The organism is Paenibacillus sp. BGI2013 (assembly GCF_002843485.1).
Lineage (GTDB): Bacteria > Bacillota > Bacilli > Paenibacillales > Paenibacillaceae > Paenibacillus > Paenibacillus amylolyticus.
In genome coordinates this window covers 812,180-837,640 of record NZ_PJFA01000001.1, presented here as the reverse complement: position 1 = coordinate 837,640, position 25,461 = coordinate 812,180, and the positions used below count along the sequence as shown (strand labels likewise).

Annotated in this window: 37 protein-coding genes; 5 read left to right on the top strand and 32 right to left on the bottom strand. The window is 40.0% G+C overall.

The annotated features are described in order from the left end of the window. The first annotated feature begins 81 nt into the window (after positions 1 to 81). Genes CXK86_RS03815 through CXK86_RS03805 form a run of 3 tightly spaced genes read left to right on the top strand, consistent with a single transcriptional unit; the run spans position 82 to position 4,446 of the window. Positions 82 to 1,893 carry a cache domain-containing sensor histidine kinase gene (locus tag CXK86_RS03815; protein ID WP_101313453.1) on the top strand — a complete coding sequence of 604 codons (1,812 nt, stop codon included), beginning with the start codon at positions 82 to 84 and terminating at the stop codon, positions 1,891 to 1,893. 5 nt (positions 1,894 to 1,898) lie between these two features. Beyond that, a complete protein-coding gene (locus CXK86_RS03810; RefSeq protein ID WP_256719976.1) occupies positions 1,899 to 3,488 on the top strand; it encodes a response regulator in 1,590 nt (529 codons plus the stop codon). Then, positions 3,481 to 4,446, top strand: coding sequence for a sugar ABC transporter substrate-binding protein (locus CXK86_RS03805; protein WP_076249732.1), 966 nt, complete (start codon positions 3,481 to 3,483; stop codon positions 4,444 to 4,446). Before CXK86_RS03810 ends, CXK86_RS03805 begins: the two co-directional genes overlap by 8 nt. A 134-nt stretch (positions 4,447 to 4,580) precedes the next feature. Here CXK86_RS03805 and CXK86_RS03800 read toward each other — a convergent pair whose 3' ends face one another. From CXK86_RS03800 to CXK86_RS31960, 9 genes are all read right to left on the bottom strand, one after another. Beyond that, positions 4,581 to 5,105 carry a GNAT family N-acetyltransferase gene (locus CXK86_RS03800; RefSeq protein WP_076249733.1) on the bottom strand — a complete coding sequence of 175 codons (525 nt, stop codon included), beginning with the start codon at positions 5,103 to 5,105 and terminating at the stop codon, positions 4,581 to 4,583. Positions 5,106 to 5,142: 37 nt separating this feature from the next. Continuing rightward, positions 5,143 to 5,466: a hypothetical protein gene (locus CXK86_RS03795; protein ID WP_076249734.1), complete on the bottom strand. Its 324-nt coding sequence runs from the start codon at positions 5,464 to 5,466 to the stop codon at positions 5,143 to 5,145. A gap of 45 nt (positions 5,467 to 5,511) precedes the next feature. After that, the gene (locus tag CXK86_RS03790) at positions 5,512 to 5,958 is read right to left on the bottom strand and encodes a GNAT family N-acetyltransferase (RefSeq protein ID WP_083684234.1); all 447 of its coding nucleotides are present in this window, start codon (positions 5,956 to 5,958) and stop codon (positions 5,512 to 5,514) included. A gap of 179 nt (positions 5,959 to 6,137) precedes the next feature. Then, positions 6,138 to 6,944 (bottom strand): phosphotransferase family protein, encoded by an 807-nt coding sequence (locus CXK86_RS03785; RefSeq protein WP_180361718.1) that lies wholly within the window; start codon positions 6,942 to 6,944, stop codon positions 6,138 to 6,140. A 96-nt stretch (positions 6,945 to 7,040) separates the two neighbouring features. After that, positions 7,041 to 7,973, bottom strand: a complete 933-nt coding sequence (locus CXK86_RS03780; RefSeq protein WP_076249737.1) for a hypothetical protein — start codon at positions 7,971 to 7,973, stop codon at positions 7,041 to 7,043. Positions 7,974 to 8,007: 34 nt separating this feature from the next. Beyond that, a complete protein-coding gene (locus CXK86_RS03775; protein WP_076249738.1) occupies positions 8,008 to 8,835 on the bottom strand; it encodes a methyltransferase domain-containing protein in 828 nt (275 codons plus the stop codon). A gap of 44 nt (positions 8,836 to 8,879) precedes the next feature. Further along, positions 8,880 to 9,194, bottom strand: a complete 315-nt coding sequence (locus tag CXK86_RS03770; protein ID WP_143781220.1) for a hypothetical protein — start codon at positions 9,192 to 9,194, stop codon at positions 8,880 to 8,882. After that, positions 9,163 to 9,330, bottom strand: coding sequence for a hypothetical protein (locus CXK86_RS31965; RefSeq protein ID WP_180361717.1), 168 nt, complete (start codon positions 9,328 to 9,330; stop codon positions 9,163 to 9,165). The genes CXK86_RS03770 and CXK86_RS31965 overlap by 32 nt, the downstream gene beginning before the upstream one ends. Beyond that, positions 9,327 to 9,500: a class I SAM-dependent methyltransferase gene (locus tag CXK86_RS31960; protein ID WP_179087825.1), complete on the bottom strand. Its 174-nt coding sequence runs from the start codon at positions 9,498 to 9,500 to the stop codon at positions 9,327 to 9,329. Before CXK86_RS31960 ends, CXK86_RS31965 begins: the two co-directional genes overlap by 4 nt. Positions 9,501 to 9,657: 157 nt before the next feature. On the opposite strand from CXK86_RS31960, the gene CXK86_RS03760 reads away from it, so the two are divergent. Further along, positions 9,658 to 10,107: a DUF1569 domain-containing protein gene (locus CXK86_RS03760; protein ID WP_076249741.1), complete on the top strand. Its 450-nt coding sequence runs from the start codon at positions 9,658 to 9,660 to the stop codon at positions 10,105 to 10,107. A 59-nt stretch (positions 10,108 to 10,166) separates the two neighbouring features. On the opposite strand, the gene CXK86_RS32950 is transcribed toward CXK86_RS03760, so the two are convergent. The 17 genes from CXK86_RS32950 to CXK86_RS03675 all read right to left on the bottom strand — a co-directional run bounded on the left by CXK86_RS32950 (position 10,167) and on the right by CXK86_RS03675 (position 19,869). Further along, a complete protein-coding gene (locus tag CXK86_RS32950; protein WP_373888053.1) occupies positions 10,167 to 10,367 on the bottom strand; it encodes an HAD-IA family hydrolase in 201 nt (66 codons plus the stop codon). Positions 10,368 to 10,466: 99 nt separating this feature from the next. After that, on the bottom strand, positions 10,467 to 10,748 hold the full coding sequence (locus CXK86_RS03750) for an HAD family hydrolase (protein WP_083684236.1): 282 nt from the start codon (positions 10,746 to 10,748) through the stop codon (positions 10,467 to 10,469). Positions 10,749 to 10,796: 48 nt separating this feature from the next. After that, entirely contained in the window at positions 10,797 to 11,732 is a 936-nt protein-coding gene (locus CXK86_RS03745; protein WP_101313452.1) for an acetamidase/formamidase family protein, read from the bottom strand. An 87-nt stretch (positions 11,733 to 11,819) separates the two neighbouring features. After that, entirely contained in the window at positions 11,820 to 12,299 is a 480-nt protein-coding gene (locus tag CXK86_RS03740) for a DinB family protein (protein WP_076249742.1), read from the bottom strand. Between the two features lie 51 nt (positions 12,300 to 12,350). Beyond that, the gene (locus CXK86_RS03735) at positions 12,351 to 13,133 is read right to left on the bottom strand and encodes an AAC(3) family N-acetyltransferase (RefSeq protein ID WP_180361716.1); all 783 of its coding nucleotides are present in this window, start codon (positions 13,131 to 13,133) and stop codon (positions 12,351 to 12,353) included. Positions 13,134 to 13,217: 84 nt separating this feature from the next. Continuing rightward, positions 13,218 to 13,757, bottom strand: coding sequence for a phosphotransferase-like protein (locus tag CXK86_RS03730; protein ID WP_076249744.1), 540 nt, complete (start codon positions 13,755 to 13,757; stop codon positions 13,218 to 13,220). Between the two features lie 54 nt (positions 13,758 to 13,811). Next, a complete protein-coding gene (locus CXK86_RS03725) occupies positions 13,812 to 14,294 on the bottom strand; it encodes a DinB family protein (RefSeq protein ID WP_076249745.1) in 483 nt (160 codons plus the stop codon). A gap of 31 nt (positions 14,295 to 14,325) precedes the next feature. After that, on the bottom strand, positions 14,326 to 14,982 hold the full coding sequence (locus CXK86_RS03720; protein ID WP_076249746.1) for a DUF4367 domain-containing protein: 657 nt from the start codon (positions 14,980 to 14,982) through the stop codon (positions 14,326 to 14,328). Between the two features lie 41 nt (positions 14,983 to 15,023). Further along, positions 15,024 to 15,578 (bottom strand): helicase, encoded by a 555-nt coding sequence (locus CXK86_RS03715; RefSeq protein ID WP_076249747.1) that lies wholly within the window; start codon positions 15,576 to 15,578, stop codon positions 15,024 to 15,026. A gap of 122 nt (positions 15,579 to 15,700) precedes the next feature. After that, positions 15,701 to 16,096, bottom strand: a complete 396-nt coding sequence (locus CXK86_RS03710; RefSeq protein WP_076249748.1) for a VOC family protein — start codon at positions 16,094 to 16,096, stop codon at positions 15,701 to 15,703. A 33-nt stretch (positions 16,097 to 16,129) separates the two neighbouring features. Beyond that, the gene (locus CXK86_RS03705; protein ID WP_256719969.1) at positions 16,130 to 16,657 is read right to left on the bottom strand and encodes a YfiT family bacillithiol transferase; all 528 of its coding nucleotides are present in this window, start codon (positions 16,655 to 16,657) and stop codon (positions 16,130 to 16,132) included. Between the two features lie 298 nt (positions 16,658 to 16,955). Then, complete coding sequence (locus CXK86_RS03700) at positions 16,956 to 17,357, bottom strand: NUDIX hydrolase (protein ID WP_076249749.1); 402 nt, start codon at positions 17,355 to 17,357, stop codon at positions 16,956 to 16,958. A 52-nt stretch (positions 17,358 to 17,409) separates the two neighbouring features. Continuing rightward, on the bottom strand, positions 17,410 to 17,838 hold the full coding sequence (locus CXK86_RS03695) for a hypothetical protein (protein WP_076249750.1): 429 nt from the start codon (positions 17,836 to 17,838) through the stop codon (positions 17,410 to 17,412). Between the two features lie 190 nt (positions 17,839 to 18,028). Continuing rightward, positions 18,029 to 18,553, bottom strand: a complete 525-nt coding sequence (locus CXK86_RS03690; protein ID WP_076249751.1) for a P-loop NTPase family protein — start codon at positions 18,551 to 18,553, stop codon at positions 18,029 to 18,031. A 200-nt stretch (positions 18,554 to 18,753) separates the two neighbouring features. After that, entirely contained in the window at positions 18,754 to 18,957 is a 204-nt protein-coding gene (locus tag CXK86_RS03685) for a helix-turn-helix domain-containing protein (protein WP_076249752.1), read from the bottom strand. A gap of 102 nt (positions 18,958 to 19,059) precedes the next feature. Beyond that, a complete protein-coding gene (locus tag CXK86_RS03680; protein WP_076249971.1) occupies positions 19,060 to 19,461 on the bottom strand; it encodes a GNAT family N-acetyltransferase in 402 nt (133 codons plus the stop codon). Positions 19,462 to 19,647: 186 nt separating this feature from the next. Continuing rightward, on the bottom strand, positions 19,648 to 19,869 hold the full coding sequence (locus CXK86_RS03675) for a helix-turn-helix domain-containing protein (protein ID WP_174806439.1): 222 nt from the start codon (positions 19,867 to 19,869) through the stop codon (positions 19,648 to 19,650). 25 nt (positions 19,870 to 19,894) lie between these two features. Here CXK86_RS03675 and CXK86_RS32945 point away from each other — a divergent pair, with 25 nt between their 5' ends. Beyond that, a complete protein-coding gene (locus CXK86_RS32945; protein WP_339191610.1) occupies positions 19,895 to 20,110 on the top strand; it encodes a hypothetical protein in 216 nt (71 codons plus the stop codon). 238 nt (positions 20,111 to 20,348) lie between these two features. Here the strand turns inward: CXK86_RS32945 and CXK86_RS03665 are convergent, their stop codons facing one another. From CXK86_RS03665 to CXK86_RS03640, 6 genes are all read right to left on the bottom strand, one after another. Continuing rightward, positions 20,349 to 21,002, bottom strand: coding sequence for a lysozyme inhibitor LprI family protein (locus tag CXK86_RS03665; protein ID WP_036670467.1), 654 nt, complete (start codon positions 21,000 to 21,002; stop codon positions 20,349 to 20,351). Between the two features lie 208 nt (positions 21,003 to 21,210). Further along, positions 21,211 to 22,011, bottom strand: a complete 801-nt coding sequence (locus tag CXK86_RS03660; RefSeq protein ID WP_076249753.1) for an inositol monophosphatase family protein — start codon at positions 22,009 to 22,011, stop codon at positions 21,211 to 21,213. Between the two features lie 136 nt (positions 22,012 to 22,147). Further along, positions 22,148 to 22,780 (bottom strand): hypothetical protein, encoded by a 633-nt coding sequence (locus tag CXK86_RS03655; RefSeq protein WP_076249754.1) that lies wholly within the window; start codon positions 22,778 to 22,780, stop codon positions 22,148 to 22,150. A gap of 184 nt (positions 22,781 to 22,964) precedes the next feature. Then, positions 22,965 to 23,423: a VOC family protein gene (locus tag CXK86_RS03650; RefSeq protein ID WP_076249755.1), complete on the bottom strand. Its 459-nt coding sequence runs from the start codon at positions 23,421 to 23,423 to the stop codon at positions 22,965 to 22,967. Positions 23,424 to 23,529: 106 nt separating this feature from the next. After that, a complete protein-coding gene (locus CXK86_RS03645) occupies positions 23,530 to 24,291 on the bottom strand; it encodes a nucleotidyltransferase domain-containing protein (RefSeq protein ID WP_076249756.1) in 762 nt (253 codons plus the stop codon). Positions 24,292 to 24,493: 202 nt separating this feature from the next. After that, on the bottom strand, positions 24,494 to 25,330 hold the full coding sequence (locus CXK86_RS03640) for a Cof-type HAD-IIB family hydrolase (RefSeq protein WP_083684237.1): 837 nt from the start codon (positions 25,328 to 25,330) through the stop codon (positions 24,494 to 24,496). Positions 25,331 to 25,461 lie beyond the last annotated feature (131 nt).

Here is a 25,461-nt window from a genome sequence, read left to right as displayed (position 1 = left end):
ATTTAGCGATTCTCTTACATATTAGAAAATCATGTTATACTAATGATACATTTTTGATCCCTTCAGATGGAGTGGAATACGTTGAAACTCATTCAATGGATTGCTTCAAGCCTCAGGCTTAAATTACTCAGCATGTTTATCATCCTCAGTTCAGTGCCACTGATCGTGGTTGGATTGATTTCTTACCACAAATCCTATACGGTCGTATCCAATCATAACAAGGCCTCGACACAGCTGGTTGCCGACCAACTTGCCAGGAACATTGACATCTTGTTTGAGGATACGGAACGGCTGCTCGAACTGGGCAAGAACCCGCAAGTGCTTCAATACTTGTATTCTCAATCTGAGTCCTACCCGGAAGCCAAAGCCATCCTTCAGACATACAATCTTTATCGGGAAACCTACAAGTATGACAAGGTACTTAATATCTCATTCGTGAATTTTTATGGAAAAGGCATAAGTGAACGAAAAGGCGTGTTCAAGCTGGAACGAAATCCGCTGCGTAACCCGTACTTCAAGTATCTGATACAGTATCCGGATGCCATTCTGCGCATCCCTCATTCTGCAGCCTATGCGGAATATAACAGGCTGGATGGGTTTGCTTACCCTAAACAGAATGCGCTTTCAATTATAACCACGGTCAAAGAGCGAATTACACATGAGGTCATCGGGTTCATAGTGATTGATTTGAATGATTCATTCATTGATGATTTTTTGACGAATACCCCCATTAAGGATTCCGGTTTTTTCTATATTAGTGATCAATACGGAAATACACTCTTCAGGCCGGATGTCACCCCGGCATCCATAACCATGATGGATCAGATCCGATCGGTCCCTTTACATCTACAGCACGACAGCTTTATCCTGTCTGCAGGATCCAAACCCCAGTTTGTTGTATACAGCACCTCAAAACAGACCGGATGGAAAATGATCGGGGTAGCTCCTTATCAGGAAATCATTGCAGAGGCCAATAGCATTCGCCAATTGATCATCATTACGGTTTTGTTAAGTGCTTTCTTTGCGATATCGTTATATTTTTTCCTGAATAACCGACTGATTCTTCCCATCCGGATTCTGATGAACAAGATGCGTAAAGCTGCAAACGGTTACTTGGAAGCCAAAGTCACACCACACGGCTCGGACGAAATTGCTGATCTGGGCAAAAGTTTCAACGTGATGCTAGATAAGCTCAAAATGTTAATCGAAAAGAGCATTCGAGAGAATGAACAAGTGAAAATAGCTGAACTACGTACGCTGCAAGCTCAAATCAACCCTCATTTCCTGTATAACACGTTGGAATCTATTCTATGGATGGCTGAAGCAGAGAAAAAAGAAAATGTAATCAAACTTGTGCAGGCCCTCTCGAAGTTCTTTCGTTTGAGTCTGAACAAAGGATTCGACTGGGTATCCATTCAAACCGAGCTTGAACATGCGCGGAGTTACTTGGTTATTCAACAGATGAGGTACCACGATATTCTCACCTACGAGATCAGCGTTGATCGTGAGCTTCAGGATTATCCCATTTTGAAAATGACGCTGCAGCCCCTGATTGAAAACGCGCTCTATCATGGGATCAAGAACAAACGCGGTCAAGGGCTGATATCCATACACGGATATGTAGAGGAAAATAGCATCATTCTGACCGTACAGGATAACGGAATTGGCATGTCTGCGGATCGATTGGCACAATTACGTGAAGAGCTGGAGAAGCCGGCCGGTTCCCGTTCACCCCAAGATGACGAGCAGGAAGGCGGATTTGGTCTGCTCAATGTACATCACCGGATTCGACTCTATTTTGGACCAGCTTATGGCGTTGAAATGGAAAGTACCTATATGGAAGGCAGCACATTTATGATTCGTATCCCCAAAAGCAAGGAGGTTAACCGTTGAAAAAGGTGATGATTGTGGATGACGAAATTGGAATTCGGGAGAATATACGGAGCTGCATCGATTGGGAAAAGGAAGGTTTTCACTATTGCGGGGATGCACCCGACGGCGAGCTTGCGTTACCTTTAATTCATGAATGGGCTCCGGATATTCTGATTACGGATATCAAAATGCCATTTATGAACGGATTGGAACTGACCTCCATCGTTCGCACTCAACAACCTGATATCAAAATCATTATCATGAGCGGTCATGATGAATTCAGCTATGCCCAGGAGGCTATCCGACTTGGTGTGACCGAGTACTGTCTAAAGCCCATTAGCGCAGCAGAGCTAATCCAAATGCTTCATAAGGTCAGCAAACAAATGGATGAAGAACATCAACGCATGACAAACCGGACGATCACCAAAGAAAAACTGCTGGCCGATCTGTGCGGAGGACTCATCGGTACAACCGATGCGATTGAATCAGCCAAACAACTCTCACTTCCACTCTCGGCCCGGTATTATACAATTGTCATTATCGACGTTCGATTAACAGATGACTCCCGGGACCCGGAATCCCTGATGAAGAAGTTGCTTCCCATACTGGAGGAAACTCGTGATCCCCACGTCGAACTTCTTCCTTATATTCGAAGCCGGACCGAGTTGGTGCTTCTGCTCAAGTATCACTCCGATGACAACATATCCGTATATCTGGAGCAGCTTCGCGGGCGGGTTCGTATGGAACTTGAGCATACGTTCAAATGTAATATTATTCTGGGCATTGGCAGTCAACAGGAACGTCTGCAAGGAATTCATGTCTCTTATCTGGAAGCGGAGGAGGATAAATATATTAATCGACTCACCCTTCAAAACAGAGCTTCTCTAAGTGAAATTAACCTGGATGAGCAAACGACTCTTTTTCTCGACAGGAATTCGTTTCTTGAATTTCTCAAAATCGGCAGCCCCAATCTGCGTGACCATTTTGTGCAAGAGTTTGCCGCTCCATTACAGTCCTTCGACTGGAAGTCCTCCTCGTATGGCTTCTATCTGTTGAATGATCTTACGCTGGAGTCATTTCGGCTCGCCAATCAGTTGTTCCGCATGAGTGACCATTCGGATGAGAACATTACTTCCCTGCAACAGACGATTCGGAAGATTACGTGCTGGGAGGATTGTACCCAATATCTGTGTTCCCTGCTTAACCTGTTATGGCAGAGAAGAGCAGCGTGCTCTGGAAAATACAGTGATGTCATTGATCAGGTGAAAGCCTATGTATCCCGTGAATACAATAACGAACAGGTCTCGTTGAAGATGATTTCTGCACACGTCAGAATCAGTCCAAGTCATCTAAGCAAGATTTTCAGTCAGGAAACTGGTCAAACGATAACGGAGTATCTAACTCAGATTCGAATCGGCAAAGCCAAGGAGCTGCTGAAAACAACCAACAACAAAACCTTTGAGATTGCTTACAAAGTTGGTTACAATGACTCTCACTATTTTTCTAATATATTCAAGAAAACAACAGGTTTTACGCCAAGAGAATACCGAACTCAAGGAACCGAGGAATCGCAGGCCAGACCATCAGATATGAGAAAAGAGCCAATGTATGAATAAAGCCAGATTTGCACTTTTGTTTACGCTAATACTTGTGTTCCCGATGATCATTTCATCCGGTTCGGCACACATTCGCCCACAGCAAATGGCTGCAACACTTCCTGCGACTTCACCTGTAGAGAAATCTGCAGTGAGCAAAACTTTCGGTATTATCTATCCAATGACGTATCCAACCTATGAGATGATCACGAAGGATGCAACGGAGTATGCAGGGAAACATAATATTACATTAATTGTAAACGCACCTGATGAAGCCAATACCGAACAACAGATCCGTATCATGGAGAATATGATCAAACAGCATGTGGACGGGATAGCTATATCTCCTGTGGATGCTGCTGCACTTACACCCGTTATTGATGCAGCCCAAGCTGCAGGTATTCCTGTCATTACATTTGAGTCAGATGTCCCATCCAGTCATCGAATCGCTTATGTGGGCGCCGATAACTATCGCACTGGCCAGCAGTTCGCGATGACGACTACACGACTTCTGCATAATCAAGGCATGATTCTTGTCGAGAATGGCTTGGAGGAGATGCAGGGTTTGCAACAGCGGCTTAATGGATTCATTGATTATATCCGCAGTGAAACAGACATCGAGATCTTGGAAGTTCGTTATCATCAAGGGAATGAAGATCAAGCCATGTCCGATATGGAGAACATGATTCAAGCTCACCCTCACTTCAATGCAATTATCGGGCTCGATTTTGTTTCTGTCTCTGCCTCTACCCTGATCTGGAAAGCAAAAGGCCTTAACCGGCATTTAATCGCGTTCGGTGATAGCCCGACCAGTGAAAACGGGTTACTTAACGGTCAATTGTCTGCCGTTATTTCGCAGAATGAAGGAGTCTGGGGTACCAAAATGATGGAGACCCTGTTACTCGCTAGCGATGGTGTGCCTGTGAAGGAATTTATTGATACGGGGATCATTGAAATAAACCAGAAAGAAAGTAATTAAGGGGATGTCCTCCTGTCATTCTGATGACAGGAGGACATCCCCATTTAAATTTTAATACACGTAGTTATTACATCCGTTCATCGAAGTGTTTCTCAAGAAAGATGACTCTCAAGTATGATGTTCCTTTTGAGAAGTCATTTTTTCCATTCGTTTTCTAATATGCTCATCTCGATAAGATTCCAGAATGTATCTTCATATCTTCTCGCATCACGAATAAGTCCTTCTTGTACAAAGCCCGCTTTTTCATAACATCGGATGGCTGAGACATTAAAATCAAATACGCCCAGACTGATCCGGTGTAACTTCTCCTCTTCAAATCCAATTCGAAGTGCCTCATCGATCATTTGCTTCCCATAACCTTTACCCTGATACGGCTTGCCAAGTAGCACCTTACCAATACGCCCTGAACGATTATATCGATCGATACCGCCAAGAGCAATATGACCTACAATCTCCTGAGTCGATTCATCCATCACTTTATAAATGAACTTATTTGAAGTGTTCTTATCATTGGCACCATGCAAATAATCCAATAGCTGCTCTCTGGAAAGTGGATATTGGAACTGAGGGCCTGCCCACTGGAGCAAAAATGCTTCATCCCCACTCCATTCGATCAGTTGATCAAAATCTTCCGGTTCAAAGTATTGGAATGTAATCATGTGTATCCGCCCCTTCTTTTTTATGTCATATCATATCCTATTTCAGTTCTCTTGTGTCGTCATGATTATGAGTTTCATCAAACGCTCTGTTTCTTATATTCATTTCACGAATGTAGTTTCTGACAACATTCATTGTACTAATTAAACAGATAACTCCACCCAAAATACATATCGCGCCTATCCAATAATTCAGTGCAAAATTCACTTGATAAGCACTCGAATCATAACTGCCAGCTGCTGCTGACTGGAATGCTGTATACCCTAGCTTGGGAATTACCTCTTCAATCATTTTCGAGATTGTAATAATCACAATTCCTAACATGATAAAGAGTAATGAGAAAATAATGTGTACACGCTTCAAAGACAAATTACCTCCTTTACAATCCAAATCGCTTGTGATTTGGCACTACTTGCATCTTAGAAGCCGAACGACTTCGCCATCAATCAGCCCTTCACTTACGCTGTGAAAACCAAGTGATTCATACAGATTTTCGGCGATACCATTTTCCGGCCTGTGTCCAATCATGATGCGTTTGCAATTCTGCGATTCTTTCATTAGATCAATTAACTTCCTCAATGCTTCTCTTCCATAATCTCTGCCCTGATATTTTGTATCTATCATTAGAGCAAGAAGCCAGTAGTTATCCTCATGATCCGCCTTATCTGAGTACACGGCAAAACCAACCAGATCCGAATCAAAATAGATGGCCATGGGTCGAAAATCGGTCACAACCTTGGATTCAGCAATCCAATATACAACCGGCGCGGGAAAACTTTTTTTCTGTTCTTCCGTTACATTCAGTTGAGTACATGCATACCAATTATCCACCGATACACGTTTTAAATGAATCATTATTTGAAATTCCTCCTTGTGAAAATTACACAGAGGAATCCCCCGGAACTCTTCCTTGGGTCCCTGCGCTAGACAAAAACACCTCTTGCAACTTCATTTCTTCTACTCGGATTCGTATTGTTTCTCATATCACATCACTCCTCTCACGTATATCTCAGCGTTTCAACGAAATTTCACGATTAAGACTTGTTAAAGCTCGCTTGCAGTGTCCATTCTAATCTGCGGAGCCATTCCCTATGTACATCTGGATGAGCATTCTTGATTCGGTGCATGATCTGTATTACTTTGGATGTGGAATATGCCCGAATTAGATCATTTGTTACATCAATATTTGTACGTTCTGTATATGCATTTAAGAAGACTTCTGACAGATCCTTTGCCATGTGAGGGTAATGAAGATGCACAAACCAGACCACCCATGCGATATCAAACAACGGATTGCCCCATCCTGCCCACTCCCAGTCCAAAATGAACATTGAATCGTTGGATAACATGACATTATGTGGTCCGTAATCTCCGTGAATCAGAGTTTGCTCCCCATGATCGGAAATGTCCAACACTTCTTTTACCATGCTTTTGATTCCGGAGGGTACAAACTTAAGTTCCTCCACATCATTAGCGGACTTCGTTATGACTGGCAGCTCTGCTTCGCAGTCACCTCGTTTGATTGTGTGCACGTCTCTGGCGAGATATATACCAAGTTGCTCATAAATTTTCCTGCCTTGGTCACGTCCATCTTGATCCAGCAGCCTCTGTGCATTTATTCCTGGAGCATAATCCATCATAACAAACAGCCAGTTTTCTTTTTCAAAGCAATCATGCACTCGCGGAGTCACGCCAGAATGATTTAACAACCTTAGCGCGCTTATTTCTGTCCTTGCATCTGTATTTTCTACATGATAGATTTTAGCAATCATCTGCGGATCAGTTCCCTCAAGTAAAAGGGTCGTATTGGTATAACCACCTGTTAGTTTAACAATGTTCACATTCGGAAATCTGTTTAACAAGATGTCATGGTTCACTTCATGCATTCCTTCTTTCTTAGTCCTTGAAGTTCAGTCCTCTTTTAGACAACCTCAAACCTAATCTTCGATCTCTGAAAGCATAGGGCTATGTTTAATCAGTTCAGCGATTTCAAAAGATTTATTGGCACCTAACACTTCCCTAACAGCTTCAACCCCCTCTGACTTCCAGACCGAACAGACATATTTAGAAAAAGCATACCCATTCAAAGCATATCCATTGTCCTGTAGCCGTCTGAATAACCCCACACTTTCCTCTACCTTTTCAATATCTGTCAAAATACATGCCAGATTGTTCATCGCGATGTGAACATCTCTCTGTGAGTTACTGGATGAATTCAATTGTCTCCAGCTACCTACAACTTCCTGATTTTTTATTTGATCTAATGCTGACCAGTCGATCTTGTTTATCAAATTCAGCGTTTCATCCAGAAGCAGATTTACTTCTCTAACCTCCCCAACATGATACAGATAGGCCAGACGCTGTTTGTTATATGTAATCCGGGCAAAAAGAATATTGGACCATGTCTCATCTTCTTGTATAAGCTGGTTCATATTTTCAAGCACACTGTCCATTTCACTGTATCTCTCCAAAACCCAAAGCGAACCACCCAAAGCCCGATGGCTCTCGAATCGAACACCTCGGTTGGTATCCAACTTCGGAGCATTATCGCAAGCATATTGGTACCAGTCCATCCAATGATCAAAGTAGTTCCCCAGAGATAACGACAACGCTTGTGTCGAATCCGAAACAATCCAGTGTAACTGCTCCGGAGCGAGGTTTTCTTTCCCCCATTCGAAGAATTCCCGGTGATTGGCATAAAGCGGTTCCGGCTCTCTTAACAAGGCATAACCATCTGAAACATTCCAGTAGACCCAGCCTCGTTCATGGACAGACAATTTCCTGGATTGTTCGTAGTTTTTCAGTAACTCAATCATACCCTGATGATCGCCTCGAACTACTAATTCCTGAAAAGAATGAACGATATTCATCCCCATTCTCCGTCCCTAATTAGTTTCAACCCAGCTATGTCAATGGCTTCGTGCCGCAAGCTGTAATGAAATTCATCATGGCATAGGCTTCCGGCGAATGATTTATCGCTTCAGAAGCTTGTTGCAGCTGAGCAAATTCCTCCGAACTGATCACACCTTTTTCAGCAAAATGTACAAAACGATTAAGATTAAACTGCTGCTTAAACCCTTCTATGCCTAACAGATCACTATGTTGAAGGACAGAATCAATGTCAACATCGATGTATCCGCTCTCAGAAAGGAGACGCGGCAGACTTCTGCCAATTAAACGATTACCGCCGTGTTGTGCTACATAGTCCGAAATTTTCATTAATACCGTATGCAAAGCAGGAACATCAGGATTCACTGCTCCAAAAACGCCGTCATCCACATCAATAATGGCAAGACGGCCGCCAGGCTTCAGTACACGATATATCTCTTGTGCAGCTTCGTCAGGATTGTTCAAATGAAGAAAGATAAGTCTTGCCACGACAAAATCAAAAGAATCATCAGGCAGATCCATCTGGTAGATGGAAGACTCTACAAATTGTAATCGCTTGGAAGGAATATCTTTCAGCCGTTCTTTGGCTTGTGCTTGCAGTGAACGATCAATCTCAAGTGAAGTAAGCTCGCTGTCCGGCAGATTGTTCAATAGTTGCTCTGTAATGTAACCTGGTCCGCTTCCGACCTCCAATACACGCATTCCATTTTTCAAACCATACCACTCTAGATTTCGAAATTCTTTGGACCACCCCATTATCGCCTGCATCTTTAACCTCTCTAATTCCTCTTGTAAACTTAACACTGCCGTTTGGATACTGTATGTTGAACGCGGATTACTCATATATTCCCTCCTGTTCTTCTGTGGAAAAATAAAAACATATATCCTTAGACCTTTTTCTTCCCTAGAAAAAGGGCAACCTTATGTTGTTTCTCTATCGTTCCACCTGCAGCATCAATGGAATGTTTGATTCGCTCTAGAAGTGAACGCCGAACATCAATAGAAAGCTGCTGATGTTTGGAATTGGTATTTAACAGCGTGACATACTCTTCGCTGGAACAGGACTGTATCCAGTTATACTCCTTAACCTCAATATCCGTGAACAAGCCAGATTTTTCTGTTATTTCTTTATGCTCCTGGATAACTTCATCTGGCGAAGGATAGTGAGAATCATCCAGATGAGGGGCTAATGCGAATTTCATTGTGCAGCTGGTCATAGACCGGTACATGAATCGTCCAGAAAAGTCCAATGCCGCCTGTATTCTCTAGCAATTCCCAAGCCCGGTGGTAACCGACCTCCGGATCAATGAAGTGAAAGGCCGTTCCTGACACAATCAATTGAAATCACTTTCCTTGGCCTGCCCCGTTCCGCAGCCAATCTCAAGAATGGAACCCTCTTTACTAAGATTCAGGTATGTAAAAATCTCATCAAACATTTCACTCGGATAAAGGGGTCTATATCGTTCATATTCATGTGTTACGAGATTAAACGTTTCCTTATTTTCCAAGTTCGCATCCTCCGATTTCAATTGTGATTTTCCTATAACACATTGACTAAACTTACCATATCTTATTATTCTTGATAGTAAGAGGATAAACCTTTCAATAAGAGAATGATGATAGTTTAAGTTCAAATTTTATATCCTGGAGGAATGAGGTGTTCTTGTGAAAAGTATATTTGATACGATGAATGCTGCTGAAATTACAGAGCGCATGGATCAACTTAGTGAAAAATCCATCCCTGAATGGGGCACGATGCAGGTCTCTCAAATGCTGGCTCACTGTTCAGCATTTCATGATATCCCCTTAGGAAATGCTTTTCCACCTAGAGGATTACTTGGAAGACTTATAGGACGGTTCGCAAAACCAATGTTTTATAATGACAAGCCCTTGCCCCATAATATGTCTACGATCCCGACAATCATTATTGATGACCAACGACAGTTTATGGCAGAAAAAGAAAAGCTTGAGCAGCAGATTAATATCTTTCAACAAGGTGCTTCAGAAAATTTCTCCCGCCACCCCCATCCCTTCTTCGGAAAATTAACAGCCGAGCAATGGGGTAAGGGCATATACAAGCATTTAGATCATCATCTAAAGCAATTTGGAGTTTAGCGGTTATGCACGGTGTGCCAGTTATGCATGCTGTTCTATTACTGTTTCTGGATTACATTCTAAATTAGCAATGACTCAACTTCATTAACCCAATCTCCTTCTTCGTCAGCCAGTAAAGTCTTCCAACCAAGTAGCTTAGCAGAATGTAAATTTTTCTCTTGATCATCTATAAATAGAACCTCTTCTCCAGCTGCCAGGAGGGTTTTGACCCGTTGGTATATCTCAATCTCAGGTTTGCATAAACCCACTTGATTAGAGATGGTTACACTTTTGGTAAATGAGCTTAAACAGCTCAGATTCGGCTCAATCCATTCCTTACAATGATTGCTGAGTAGATGGATATCTGCGAACTCACTCCATCACTCAAGGTATTGAGCGGCTGGTAAGGGAACAATTGAATTGTATAAGATGTCCTTCGCTCGGCTTATTGATAATTCGGGATACATCTCCTTCAACGATTGCCAGAACTCTTCTTCCCTCATCATTCCTGTCCAGAGCTTTCGTTTGATTCCTGCAAAATGTACTTTCAAAGATTCTGCCGATAGGTTGGTTTCCTCACTCATATCTTTCCAGCACGTCAACGACATATTACTTAACAAAACCCCTGCGATATCTAAAACGATCTGTGGTCTGCCTTTCATTTTATCGACCCCCGAGTTCAACTAATACGACGTATAACAGGCCTTAAGTCACTTAAAAGCGTCATGCGGAAGGACAGCATGCACACCCTTAACGCCATTCACAATTTGGGTGATACGCAGGTCAATTACCGCGCTTCCAAGTGCAATCGCTTCCACTCGATCTAGTCCATACAACTCACCCATCAGATTGAGCATCCCGTCTAATGCTTCAACCGTAGCCTCATTCAGATCTTCATGAAAACCGAAGGTAATCCAGCCGGATGGCGTATGTGCACGAGGATTGGTCAAAATCATATCATCAATCACATTAAGCGTGACATCCACCACTTTCATCGGACATTCAATGGCCTGACAGCTGACTTCACCGTCTCCCTGCAGTGCATGACCATCACCAATCGCGAGATAACCCCCGTCTACGGGGATAGGTAAATATAATTTACTTCCCTGCACCAGTTCCTTGCAGTCGATGTTTCCTCCACAATAGCGAGGTGGCCAAGTCGTATGAATCCCACCTGAATCTGGCGGCATGCCCACTACACCCATAAACGGCGAGAGAGATACAGTGAAGGACTTTCCTTTTATTTCACAGGTTCCATTCATCGTTTGGCGATCAAGTGTCCAGTTCAGCGACAGTTCTTCAATCTCTGTTAGATGTAACTTCTGGTTCTGCCAGTTCGGATATTCGCCAGCGGAAGTAAACCCGTAACTCCCGGGTACGATCTCATTAAAAACAATCTCCAACGTCTGTCCTTGCTTCGCCTCATCGATATAGATCGGACCGATTAAGGCATGACCTCCATCTTTTTCACCTTGACGATCAAAAGGTTTCATGCGTTCCGCATAACTCACCCCTGTTCCCCAGCCCGCATCCAGCGTCTGAAAACGAATAGAGTCACCAGATTTCACGCTCAAAATGGGAGTTACCTCATTGGTAAATGAACCAATCAGATTTTCCTGAGTTAATTCAATTGTATGAGTACTCACTACAATCCCTCCCTGGTTTGGGATACATATTATATTCAAAGCAAGCAACATGCTGTGTTCCGTGTCACCCCCTGCCTGCTAAATCCTTTATGCTTCAAGGTTGGCAAGATATTTCTTCAACGGTTCCATATGATGCTGGTCATGCCATATAAAATCTTTAAGGTATTGGGGAATATAAAATACGTTCCCCTCTGCGTCCAAATACGTCTGATGAAGCTGTTCCTCCGATAACCCTCGAATGTCATTCATAATTTTATGGCGGTACGTGATAGCCTTGTTTACGATTTCGGACGTCTCTGTGCGGTTACTAAATTCAATAGCTTTGCGATTAAACTCTTCAAAATTCATATGTTTCAACGTAACTGGCTGCTTCAGAGCAATCTTCTCAATCGCTTCCTTGTAAAAATATCGGTCCCATAACATGATATGACTGACGATGGATTTTATCGTCCATTTCCCTTCTTCCATACTGGAATTCCAGGTCTTCTCTTCAAGATGATTCATCGTCTTGACAAACAACGCCCATTCTTCAAAATTTTGAAGCAAATGTTCAATCTCTTTAGTCATGATTACATTTCCCCCTTCTATCTTTTTTGAAATGATTCACTGCTCGATATGTTATCTTCGGTTACGATTCATCCATCCCAAAGCATAATCAACCATCTCTCTTTGGGGTATCAGATAACTCACAGATTCCCCTACCATTCCTTCGGTAACAGCGTTAGTCTGGATCTTAAACTCATTAAAAATCAATTCAAAATCATCTGATTCATTGTTAATATCATCGTATGTAGTCCATTGCTCAATTCCATCCACCAGCATTTTTACTCCCCAGACTTTTGGCTTAACAAATGAATTCTGCTGTTTATATTCGGCCAGGTGCAAGGAGGTGTTACTATTTTCAGGCGCACCAAGTAACAGAATGTATCCACTCAAATCATAGATTTTTCCTAGCGGAGATTTCTCATTTAATGCATAATGCAAGTTGTGATCTTCCATTATCCGTTTGGCCTCTTTCCCCCAGGCAGCAAAAGACATATGCGGATGTGAGCTTCGAAACACACCATCTTGCCTCCGAAACACCTCAGAAATGATACCCATATACGAGGTTGGGGTTAAATCAGGATAATAAATAGGCATATTGTCTTTGATGAACTCAATTTCCGCTGAGGACAGGTTCGCGTCATGCTCTGAAGGTTCACAAAGATGTTCTGTTTGAGTGGGCATGACAATGGTTCCATTGGTTCCAACGGCTTCTTCCAGAGCTAAAATAACACTTACCGGGCCGCCTATAACCTTACCTATTGCTTTGAAGGAGGAATGAACGATTATCGTCATGCCCTCCCTTATCCCCATTGACTTTAAATCATGAACTATACTTTTTCTTGTTTGTAACTCCATTGAAATCCTCATTTAATCCTCCAGACTAAAGCAGACAAAGTTATTACTAGATATCGATTCCGCTACAGCTTCGTAATATAATTTTTACATATTTTTCAATGGTTCATGATGGTTCTTGAACAGCGCTGCAATAATCTTCTCTGCACATTCTTCCGGTGTGTTCATACTTGTATCAATCGAATAGCTATAGTTGATGTGTTTAGCCATAATTTGATGTTGCTCATCCGATTGCTCTTCTCTGCGATCACCACGCTCAATTTTACGCTGACGACAGATATCGAGAGGACAGTGCAGTTCAACGATATCCAGTGGATACCCTTCAAAAATCTGTTTGACTTGTTCATAATGCGGCGCGAGCTCCGGTCTTTCCACAAGAATGCCATCAATCAGAACATGCTTTCCATGGTCTGAAAATACTTTTGCCGTATGATACATCATTACTATCGCTTCACTCAGATACTTCCAGTAATCCGTCTGAAGATGTTTATCACCAATCGTATTTTCAAATAAATCATTAGCCACAACATAGAAAAACGGATCATCGTATGATTGCATCGCCTCTACAATTGAAGTTTTACCAGAGCTGGTTACACCGTTCAAAAATATAATTTTGCCTTTTTCCATGATAGTCATCTTCCTTTGCTTAAGTATAATTTCATAAATGTAATACAGCGTGTACTACGTGTGTTTCATTGATTTTTTGAGCAGCATGATCTGGCCAATATGATAGGCGTTATGAATACATAGATTTGATACAATTCCCCACCATGGCGCGTTGAAATAGGTAGGGATTTCACGGGTCAATTTATGTTCTTCACTATCTTCGAGTGCCCTGTTCCAATCACTAAACACGGTTTTCAGTCTATGTAATGTCTTGCGCCACTCCACATCATTCAGGTTAGACGTATCTATCTCGAATGTATCCTCATTATTCACTGAATTCTGCCCGTTGACCTGTTCGGCAATATATCTCTCAAGCCACTTCTCATTCCAGAAAATAAGATGATTGACGATCGCCCAAATGGAATGCTCTCCCTCATTCTTTACATAAGAGGCTTCCGCCGCATTGAGGTCTGTCAAAATATCATGAAGTGGAATAAACCAGCTCTTGTCATGATAACAGGCGTTTAATTGGTCTATGAGAATAGCTTTGTAACTCATCGTTGCACCTCACTCAGATTAACATCATCATTTATCCGTTCATTGACTTCGCAATCTTCATCACAAGATCTTCTGACATGTTTCTACCATTGATCTCGTATTGCAACGCCTTCCCATGCATATCCTCTTCGATCCATATCAATTGGGAAGTTTCGTTATTGAAAATATAAAATGCTTGGACGCCACGTATGGCTACCTGTTTAACCTTAGTACCATCATGATCAGACAATGCGATCCGGCTCTTTGTTGTCCCGAAAATATTAAGTTTATAACCACCGTATTCTTTATACGTTATGCTGATGCCCACAACCTTCTTATTGGGCTTCAGGTCTCGTATCACTACATTTCTACCTGACCTGTTACTTTCTTCAATCATTTCATCGATTTCTTGCGGAGTAAAATTATCAAATCCATAAAATACATGAATGGCATCTATATCAGAATCAATCGGAAATTTCGGCTGCCATGGAGAATAATGTTTCTGCAATTGTTCCAAACCGTCTTCCCATGGAATAGCTGCATAATTGGTCTGTTGCGTGAATTGGTTCTCTGTAACATCTGCGGTGTATATCGCCTTCCCTTCACCAGGCTTTAAGTCAATGACTATCCGGTCAATCGCATTATCATTGCGTAAGGATTCAATTTGAATTTTTCCAAGCACATCTCCGCTTTTGTTTTTGATATCCATTGGTCCTTCACTCCTTTGCTTTCAAAACATCTTCCTGATCCTCATACAATAGAAAGCCGAGCCCTACAGAAGATAAAGCGATCATGAGGACTCCAAATATGCAAATGGTCGGCAAGATATCCTCGTAACCATAACTTGTCGTTTAATCGTCTGAGATAAAAACCTTTTGGAAATTCATTATCCTCCGTAAGGGCTGCAGATGCTATGGTAATGGAGCCGGACGGAGCTTTGTTACCCTCTGAAATATTGGTAGAACATATCTCGGGCTGATCCAAATATTGCATTCTTAGATAAGGTCCTAACTCAACCGGACAACATTCTAACCCAAGATCATTTGCTCTTCGAAAGAGCTGAAAAGTCGTAGCACCATCTGAAAATCCAAGTTGTCTGACGGTCAACTCAACCGTTTGCAAGCTTTGCTTTGTACCGGAAACTACAAATCTCTCATCATTTAACAACTGTTCTCCATATTTATTTAATAAAATAGAGTGTTGGTCCAGTTTCTGAATAAGCTCTGGCTTTGTTAAACCGCCAACGTCAACTATTCTAATTTCAACTGCGCAATCAGGGTATACTTTTTCGTCTTCAATCAACATTTGTATCTCCCTAATCTAGTTTTCTTATAATTGACTTTATATTTAAAACGCAGTCACTCATCTAGTTCTGAATCCGTTTACATACAAATGCTCAGTAAATGATAGCAGCAAACCAAGGCTCCTCAGAAATTCAATTCACAATCACGGTGTTCCCACACATCAAACAAGTTACCGTCCAGATCTTCTAACACAAAAAACTTCCCATACTGTCCCTCATCACTAACAGCCCCTACTTTCACATTCTCTGATGTTAAGTAGTCATGTAAAGAACCAATGTCATCAGTGAAAAATGTAATGACCCATCTCTTTTTCTGATGCACTTCAAATGTCGCTCGTGTTTCATTGTCGCTTTGAATCAAGTCCAAAATTGGGCGATCACCCCGAAATAAACTCAAATATCCTTCGCGTTGGTGGCGAATGTTAAATCCAAAATGCTTTACAAACCAGGCAGCTGACAATTCCAAATCTTTCACTGGAATTACATTATATGCTATGCCTAGAATTCTTCCTTTCCCCATTATGTTACCTCCACACTTGAAATGTATAAAACCCTACCACCCTTGCGATGTTATACAAGATTTAATTTGAGCAATATGATGCTGCCCGTGCCATACAAATCTTTGAATCGCGATATCCAATGTAATTGCACCTAACACTTCTGTTCGGAGTGTTCGTCTAAACTGATCGGGATGTAAACCAAGCAGCAGAGTGAGAAATCGCTTGTGCAGTATCTCCATCAGCAAAATTGAATCTTCGATGGGCGTATTCCTGTAATCAAGTAATGATGCCCATAAATCCTCTCGATATGAGCTTGCCATCGGTTCCTCTTCAGTTAACGCTCTCTTAAATCTGATATAAGCGTTCATGTCATTGTCCGCAAGGTGGTGCACAATCTGTGTAATCGTCCAACCGCCATCACGATAAGGAATACAAAGTTGATCATCATTGAGATGTTGTGTAATCTCTCTTAAGGTTTTCGTAATTCCGGGAATTTGACGAATGATGTGGATTCGGTCCTCATTAGAGAATTTAAGACTTGGCTCAAAGTGTCCTATCGGAAAGCGTACATTTTCATCCAAGGTTGACCACCTCTCCATTTCTCTACTATAGAACCAAATCATATCCAATATAACCCACAATGTTCCATTTGCGAAGTGTAAAAGCAAAAAAAGAAGCAACCTGTATTCTCGGGCTGCTCCTTATATTAGACTACTCTCATATCTGTATTTTGATTAGAAACTACCGCAATTAAACCTGAGTTACAAAGGTACAATTATATAAAAATCGCCCCTATCTTAGGTAGAATGGTGTTTGACTAGAACATCACCAACCAAGATAGGAGCGGCTTTAAGGTGGAGTCTACCATAATGAGTGACCTTATTCTGAAAATTCAATCAAAAAAGGATGGCTTTTCTCATCTAATGCATTATGAATTCTTTCATAGAAATTCCCCCATGTTATCATTTGCCCAGCTTCTTCTAAAGTAAAGTAGCCCACTTCTTCACTTTCATCACTGGTAGTTAAAGCTCCACCAATCGGTTTTCCAGTAAATATATTGTTGCATACACCGCGCGTTATGTTCTGATACAAACCACAAAATTTAATTAATTCAATGTCAATCCCTGTTTCCTCTTTCACTTCTCGAACTGCTGCCTGCCTAATAGTCTCTCCTTCTTCAACACAACCTTGAGGCATTTCCCAACCTCTTCGACCTTTCATGAGTAAAATCTCATTATGTTCATTGATAACGATTACACTTGCAGAAACAATAAATTTCATTCTAATTCCTCCTATGTTGGTTTAAATAACCACTCTCCCTCGAATGGAATAGCTAAATGCCTAGAACTGAAACATAATCATGAGTGGTTAATTGCTTTTTAATCCATACAACAAACTCTATGATTAATTCACGAAGTCTCTGAACACTATTGAGAAAATCTTGTTGAAACTCATCTTTAGAACTGCCAAAGAAGAAATATACATGTTCATTTATTAATTCCATTGTTACTTTTTCATCAAGGAGATTAGCAAGCGTTTTCAAATCCTCAAGGATCACCTCCCACGTTTTTCGATGTATTTCGTTAAATGCATAATGATCATATCCAGAAAATATATTTTCTATTGTTTTCTCTACAAAGCCGAATACTTCCTCATCAAAGTAAATTGAGTCCTCATTCCAACATTGCCCAAGGTACTTCCCGGGTAAAACTTCAATATAACCAGTTCCTTCAAGTTCTTCCCTATCTCTTATTATCTTCATCGTTCACCCTCATTAAATAGTTTCGTCGATTTCACATACTTTTCTGTATATAAGACCCAGCGTAGGCTGGGTGTACTGCTTATTGGGCCCAAGGATCAATGTCCACCGTTTAATTGTTATATTACCTCCTGGTCCTCTACCAAAACTTCTGCTGACAGAGGGACGTATATCCCGATGTGTAAATACGGAGTTATGTGATTTCACTGCCTTCATTGAGTAAACTTATCATTTGCCTGTTGGTTTTTATGATTATCACTTTGTCTTTATAAGGGGACAAGAAACTACAGATTTCTTTCCGATTTGTACTATTAAATTTATGATTCCAAATAAGCATTTCAATTAGTCCTCTTAATGTTTGCTTGTATATAGATCTTTCTGCGCCTATTCTTTGTTTAACAAATCTCATGATAATTCTAAAATGTCGAATCAATACATTAGTGTCTAGGTAATAAATTACATCTGCTCTTGAAAAGCTATCAGAAAGCCATTTATAATATACTCCCTCTACAATCCAACTATCATTATCAATTATTTTATGTAGTAATTTATCTCTCACGTCTGGAGAATTCTTTCCTGAAAACTTCACTTTACTGCTCCACATGACTGTATCTAGTTCGTGAATTTTTATATTTAACTTCTCTGACAAAACTTGACCAAGGTATGTTTTTCCGCTACCAGTTGAACCTATAATATGAATTCTTAAAGGTCTAGACATAATTAGCTTCTCCTCTTTAATTTATTGCAGTGATTTCTAATCACCTTCCTTTTTTTATGCAGTTCAACAAACTCTCGGAGGTGTCTGCCAAAATATCAACTTCGAAATCCATTTAGCAGACCAAGGCTCCGTTAGGAGCCGTTGCTTTATGTCATACGACGGAATCTCAATTTTGGTTAACAGCAGATGTTATCATCCCATCATTGATCTGCTATATGCTCCAATAGATTTCCAGGCTGACATCCCAATGCCGTACATAATTTATCGATTACTTCTAACGATACATACTCATTCGTATTAAGTTTTGCCATCGTTGCCGATGAGATCCCCGTGATTTTTAATAAATCCTGCTTCTTAATCTCCCTGTCAATCAATAAATTTTGAAATGGTTTATAACTTATCATCTGGTATCCCTTCATATCCGAATTGAAGCTTTATATAGGACCTTCTCAAAAACAAATTCATCTATAATCAATTCTCATCTGATCGGAATCTTTACTTCAATGCTATACCATATCTGAAATAAACATGGCTTTAGTTCCTTCTTCTGGCTTAAATCCAAATAATCCATAGAATTTTTCTGCACTATCATAAGATATAAGCACTTTTGTCTTGATATTAGAATATCGACTAAGCATTTGTTCCATCATTCTCTTTCCAATTCCTAATGATTGATATTCTTTGTGTACTAACATGTAATGAAAATATACTGTCATCACGCCGTCAGACAATGCATTTATTAAACCAACTAATTTGTTATCATCCCATGCAGTAATAACCGTATGCGAGTTGTTTATTGCTTGTCTAAGATCTTCTGGGAAATCTCCTGATTTCCAGTCCACCGAATGAAACAGTTCTTGAATTGCCTGTGTATCAATGTCTTTTATTTCTTTGAAAATGATTGTCATAATATTGCTCCTATGCTTGTTGTTTTGATTGAGAGTATTGGATACCGTTTCTGTAATCATGAACCCCAAAGGGGGGTGTCCGTTGAAAATTTTCTCGAAATCCATCCGCAGTCCCAGGCTCCGAAGGAGCAATGCATGAATATTATGTTATAGGACGGAATCGTTTCTCAAATCGACCTTCACTATTTATTTTGCTCCTGGTACGTATTCAATCAAATCAGATAATTTACAATTAAATGTATCGCATAGCTTGAATAAGGTTTCCAGCTTTGTTGTTTCTATATTTGTTTCCCTATAGAGTTTATTGATCGAATTCCGGCTTAAGCCCGATTTTGCCATCAATTCTGTTATATCATCTATTCGATGTTCTGCCATGAGTTCTCGTATATTACATTTGATTATGTTCATCTTTTTCCCTCCATAATTCTATCTTCTGGAGTGTCATAGGGAGTACACTCAGCTTTCTGTGGAGACAGATGAATATTTTAAAACACTTCGTGATGCTTTGCCCGATAAACTTCAACATACAGTTTTTCTTTACGAAGACGCACAAATCTCACTCCAATCCATCCTAGAAAGAAGTATCTACATACAAGGTTGCAAAGATGCCCTACAACTATTTAGTGTATTGCAGAATTCTAGTATTTAGAGGGCTATATGACCCTCTTTTCTATTGTTTTTGATTCTGTCGTATAACGTCCTGCACGTTCACGAAAATACCCAGCCTTAGATAGCTCTTATCTTAAGCTGAGTCGTATTTTCTAAGTGTTCTTCCATGATTATACATCTTACAACCAAAGGGTGGTATCCCTACAGCTTGAATACATTATTATGCGCCGTTACTCTCTTCGAAGCATCACCTAGAACCTATAATAAACATTCCAACTTTATTTTTTACTTTGGTATAAAAACTCAACTTCACCATCTAACAAATATCGATATTCAAATAATTGCATTGTTCTTTCCCTAATTCTCTCCCGTATAACCGTGCCTAGGCTTACCGATCCTTTTGATCCAAGGTAACCATTATTAATAAATGCCTTCTCTACAAATTTTGTTTCCTTTAAGTGATACTGTAACCATTCTTTCTGCGATTCGATTAGTGCTTCTCTTGGTTCTCTATCCAACTTAGAACGAAGCTTTTTATATATTTGATTCAACTCTTTATCCCAAATCTCTGTATATTTACTTTCCAACGCCCCCCATCCCATTGTTGTAATAATCTCTTTTGAATTTTGAGCCTCATTAAATTCCACTTCATAATCATGATCTATAGGATTTCGAAGCATTTCATCATAAAATTCTCCTTTCAATTCATAGTTCCCAATGCTCATGGATAACACTTCATTGTTAGAAGCATCTGATCGACCTTCAGTTATTTCTTTCGGTTCTGTTCCATTACCTGTACTCTCTTCATCAGGAGGCAGTTCAGAATTCATTTTTGATTTAGTTTCGCTGTTCAAGGTAGTCGATTGACTACTATTTTGGCAAGATGAAAACACTATTGTAATAAAAACTAATAAGAGTATCTTACCTTTCATAAATTATCTCCTTTAATGGCGCATAACGTTACTGTATCCACGACCCTCCCACCAACTTAAGCGACCAATTGGAGCGGGCGCGATGCGGTTAGTCGTACGGATGTGTCCGCTGAATTCTCTTCCCTGCCGATTGCTTCTCGCCGATCGAGGAACTGTCAGGCTCCCAAACGTGGATATAATGTTAGCCGAAGTCAGTTGCTTCTAGGTGTTAGCTCAATCCTTCTCTTACAATTTTCAATAGTTCTTCTTTGTGGTCTGGGTGACATGCAATTAAATAAGGTTCTTCTTTCATTCCATTAAACTTATTTCCTTCAAAATCTATAACAAGCCCCCCTGCTTCCTTAACCATTAAGATACCTGAATACAAGTCATCACCTTCAGAATTGTACAGAACAATTCCATCAATATCTCCTTTGGCCAACATACACCATTGAAGCGTTGGAGCCCACAATCTTAACATTCGTTTAAATCTAATATCAATGTATTGTCTTAGTTTTACTGCTTGTGGGTCGTTTTGTACTCTGTGACCTTGAATCCAACCTATATTTCCTTTGAAAATATTCGGGTTACTCTTAATTTGTATTTGTCGATTATTGCAGCTTGTCCCTTCACCAATAACAGATACAAATAAACGTTCTGTTAGAGGTTCATAGACCACTCCAAGCACAGGCTCTCTTTTGTACATTAAGGTAATTGATATCGTAAAAACAGGTAAACCAATCGCAAAATTATTAGTTCCGTCTAAAGGATCAATTAACCATAACCAATCGTGCTTAGTTCCGATAAGCCCTGCCTCTTCACTGTGTATCTGATGATTTGGAAATACGCCTTGTATTTGTTTGATGATGATTTCTTCACAGATATGATCTACTTCAGTAACCACATCCCCAAATTCATCTTTAGATCTCAGTTCAACAAAGTTATCAAACTTCTCTTTAGAGATTAGACCTGCTTCGCGAATAATTCTTATTGCTATCTCTTTTGCGGTTTGAATAATCTTACGATCCATTACGCACCTCATATTGATTTTGATTTTAACTGATTTCATCTAACATTTTGTGTTCACGACGACTGGCTGGATACATTCTTCTGTTTATAGTTTCTACCCGACCAAGGAGCACTAGCGACAATGCTTGAACATCTGGTTAGGCAATGTCGTTGCCCTCCATGATTACCCTTACATACTCATCCCAATTCTTATCATCTGTATTGATTTCTATTGTTGGCACTCTTGAGATTTGAGCTTGATGTCTTAATACATTTTGGATTCTTAATAATTCACTTACCGACGATCTTACTTCTTCTTCTGTTTTATAGATCCATTCTTCTGGTTGTCTACTTTTAATTCTTTCTTCTACAACTTCGGGCGAGATTGTAAGCAAAATACACCTGGCACCTAAAGACTCAAGCTGTTCTTCTATTTTATTTATCTCATCCAAATCCGAATCTACAAATGCAGCTCTATGATTTAAGTGAAACCTCTCCAGAACATAAAATAGTCCCCTAGATCCTCTAGATGCAGGACCAAGTTGAATTGCCCATTCGTTAAGTTTCTTTAGCATTTCAACCCGCTCTTTAAGTAACTCAATATGTCCTTCTCGGGTTAGACTTACATATTCTCCATGTTTATTATTCAAAATTTGAGTATAATGTTCTCCAAGGATAACTACGCTCCGTTCTGAGGATTCTTCTTGTGATTGATATCGTTTAATTGCTTTTAATACTGAAGTCTTCCCGGCATTTGAGTACCCCTCAAGAATTACTCCTCTAATATGCATTTAAATCTCCTTCCACTAGCATTATTTCGCCTAACGTTTCTGTATTCATACGTTCAACTTAGTTTAATATTTTTTATGGAACGCTTTCATTCGGTAGACCAAGGCTCCGAAGGAGCCGCAGCCTGAATATTATGTTATCTGATGCTGATACCTCTTTTAAATCCCCAAATACATTCTTTAGTTTTTATCTCTTCAAAAGGTCTTCCCATTCTTCGATTGATAATTTATTGGATATATTCTTTAAGTTTTCAGGGACACTTACAAAACACATTAATTCTAAACTATTTCCATCTGGATCATTGAAGTAGACTGAAGCATTTCCCTGATTAGGCCTTACAAATGGATTTATTGAATCTCTTTTTCCAAATGGGACAGGCTCTATTTCAATAGTTTGAAGCCATTTCACACTGTCTCTAAGATCTTCATAACTAACTCGAAATGCTATATGCCTTAATGATGGATGATAAGAAGTTTTATGCTCTTTGCCTTGCCATAGACCGACCCAACTCTTTTCTTTTTCAATCCAGAAGAACGCTGTATCATCATCTCTCCAGGCCAGCTCTAATCCTAATTTAGAATAAAATTCGATAGATTGATGTAAGTTACTTACTGGTAAATGTGCTTCATACAACCCAAGTATCATATTTTCTCCTTTCAATCTTGCAAGTTTCAGATAACGTTTTGTATTGGCGATGTCCCGACGGGCTAAGGGGCTGAATGTGGTCACTCGCTTCTCAAGGTGATTACGATCAATTTCTGGAAGCAGCCATTGTATTTAAAGCATTCTCAAAATAGCGATATAATTCATCTGCAATTCTCAAAAACTCTTCAACAAGTACATTGCTACTATCCAAGTAACAAGCATATAGATACTCAACTAAAGCGGAGTCAATCTCACAATAGTTTAATATGGCATTCTTCATCTTAATGATTTCATCTTCCCATACCCCTGTATCTTCTAAAACCAAAGAATATAATGCACGAATTAATCTCTTAGAGTAACCTTTAATATATCTAGTTTTCATTGAGTGATCACTAACATTAGAAAGTGATCGATGTACACGATCTACTTCCTCCTTAGTATCTGTATTTAAGTCTAAAATGAATTCTGGAGAAATTATGATCGGGGGTACTTTTTCACCAATGTCCTCCCCATGTATGCAAACACAAATAATCTTAATCCAAAAACCCCAATCATTCGGTCTACTTAATACATCATCAATCGAGCAAATGATCGTATCCATCTTAGTGACGAATGGATATTCTTCCAACAGCCTGTCTTTGATATTTGACAATCTTTCGTAATCAATATCTTGGGGATTTGCACATACAATAGTAAAGTCTGCATCTGACTTAAAAGGTTGAGCCGTTCCTTTGGGAATCGAGCCACACATATAAATGCTATGAATCTTATCTTTGAATTCGTTAAGAATATGATCCACATACTTATCAACCAAATCTTTATATTCACTTTGTATTGCAATTCTATTTATAACTTTTTCTAATATCATATAGACCCCTCCTAAAATAAGAACTTCTTTCGGCTAAACGTTGTTGTATTCCTGACGTTCAAGCAGCTTACCGTAGGGAACGGGTTAATAGACTTAGCTGATTGAATGGGTCGCCTTAATTAACTTCTCCGATATCCTTCTTGGCGACCGAGGACCAAGTGAGACGGTGTATGAATGTACTGTTAGATAAAGTAACCTTGAGTTACCCACAAAATCTTTCTAAACTTACAGCAACACCGTTTTCATCATTATTAACGGTTATTTCATCAGCAATTTCCTTCAATTCCCTAATCGCATTCCCCATAGCAATAGAATATCCCGCCATCTTAAAGAGGCCTACATCATTATGATCATCACCAAATACAATAACGGAATCCAATTCTACATTATATAATTCACAGAGTTTAGTAATTGCCATTTCCTTAGATGCCAGAAGAGGCATGATTTGTACTAATTTATTATTATCCGTAATTAGTATATTCACTCTACCCTCGAATTTTTCAAACAATCCAGAATTGTGATTATTGCCAGTCAGAAGTATCTTCGTGGCATCATATTGCTTTAATTCTTTTAAGGGTTTTACTATGGGGTTTGATTGTGTGTTCATTGAGCTAATATAATCAAGCTCTCTTAAACTAAACCACTCATCCTTCACTTCCATAGTCAGTTCAATTTGAGGGTCACACTTCAAACAGTAATCAAGAATTTCTGTAGTTACATTAGCAGGGATTGATTCATTAATTTCTATCTTGGTTTCCTTACATATCACTTGAGCTCCGTTGTAATATACAAAAGCCCCGATATCTACTAATCCTTGTGGAAGCAACCAATTAACCGCCCTGGGCGGTCGAGCTGTTGCAAATATTATTCTGATTCCTTTCTGATAACAAGATAAGACCGCATCTACATTTCTCTTAGATACTTCTTTTTTTGAATTTAATAATGTTCCGTCCAAGTCAAGAACTACAGTTGAATACTTCAATGAATCAACTCCCAATATAAACTTCTTCGTTATTTTATCTACCGTTGTTGTATTCACGAACCCGAGAGATTGGGTCGAAGACTTAGCCTCGCAGGAGTTGTGTCTGCTGCCACGCTACTTCCTCGGAACCCTCTGGCAGACCAAGGGGCGTAGCCCCGCAGCGATAATACGGTGTTGGCAAGATTTTA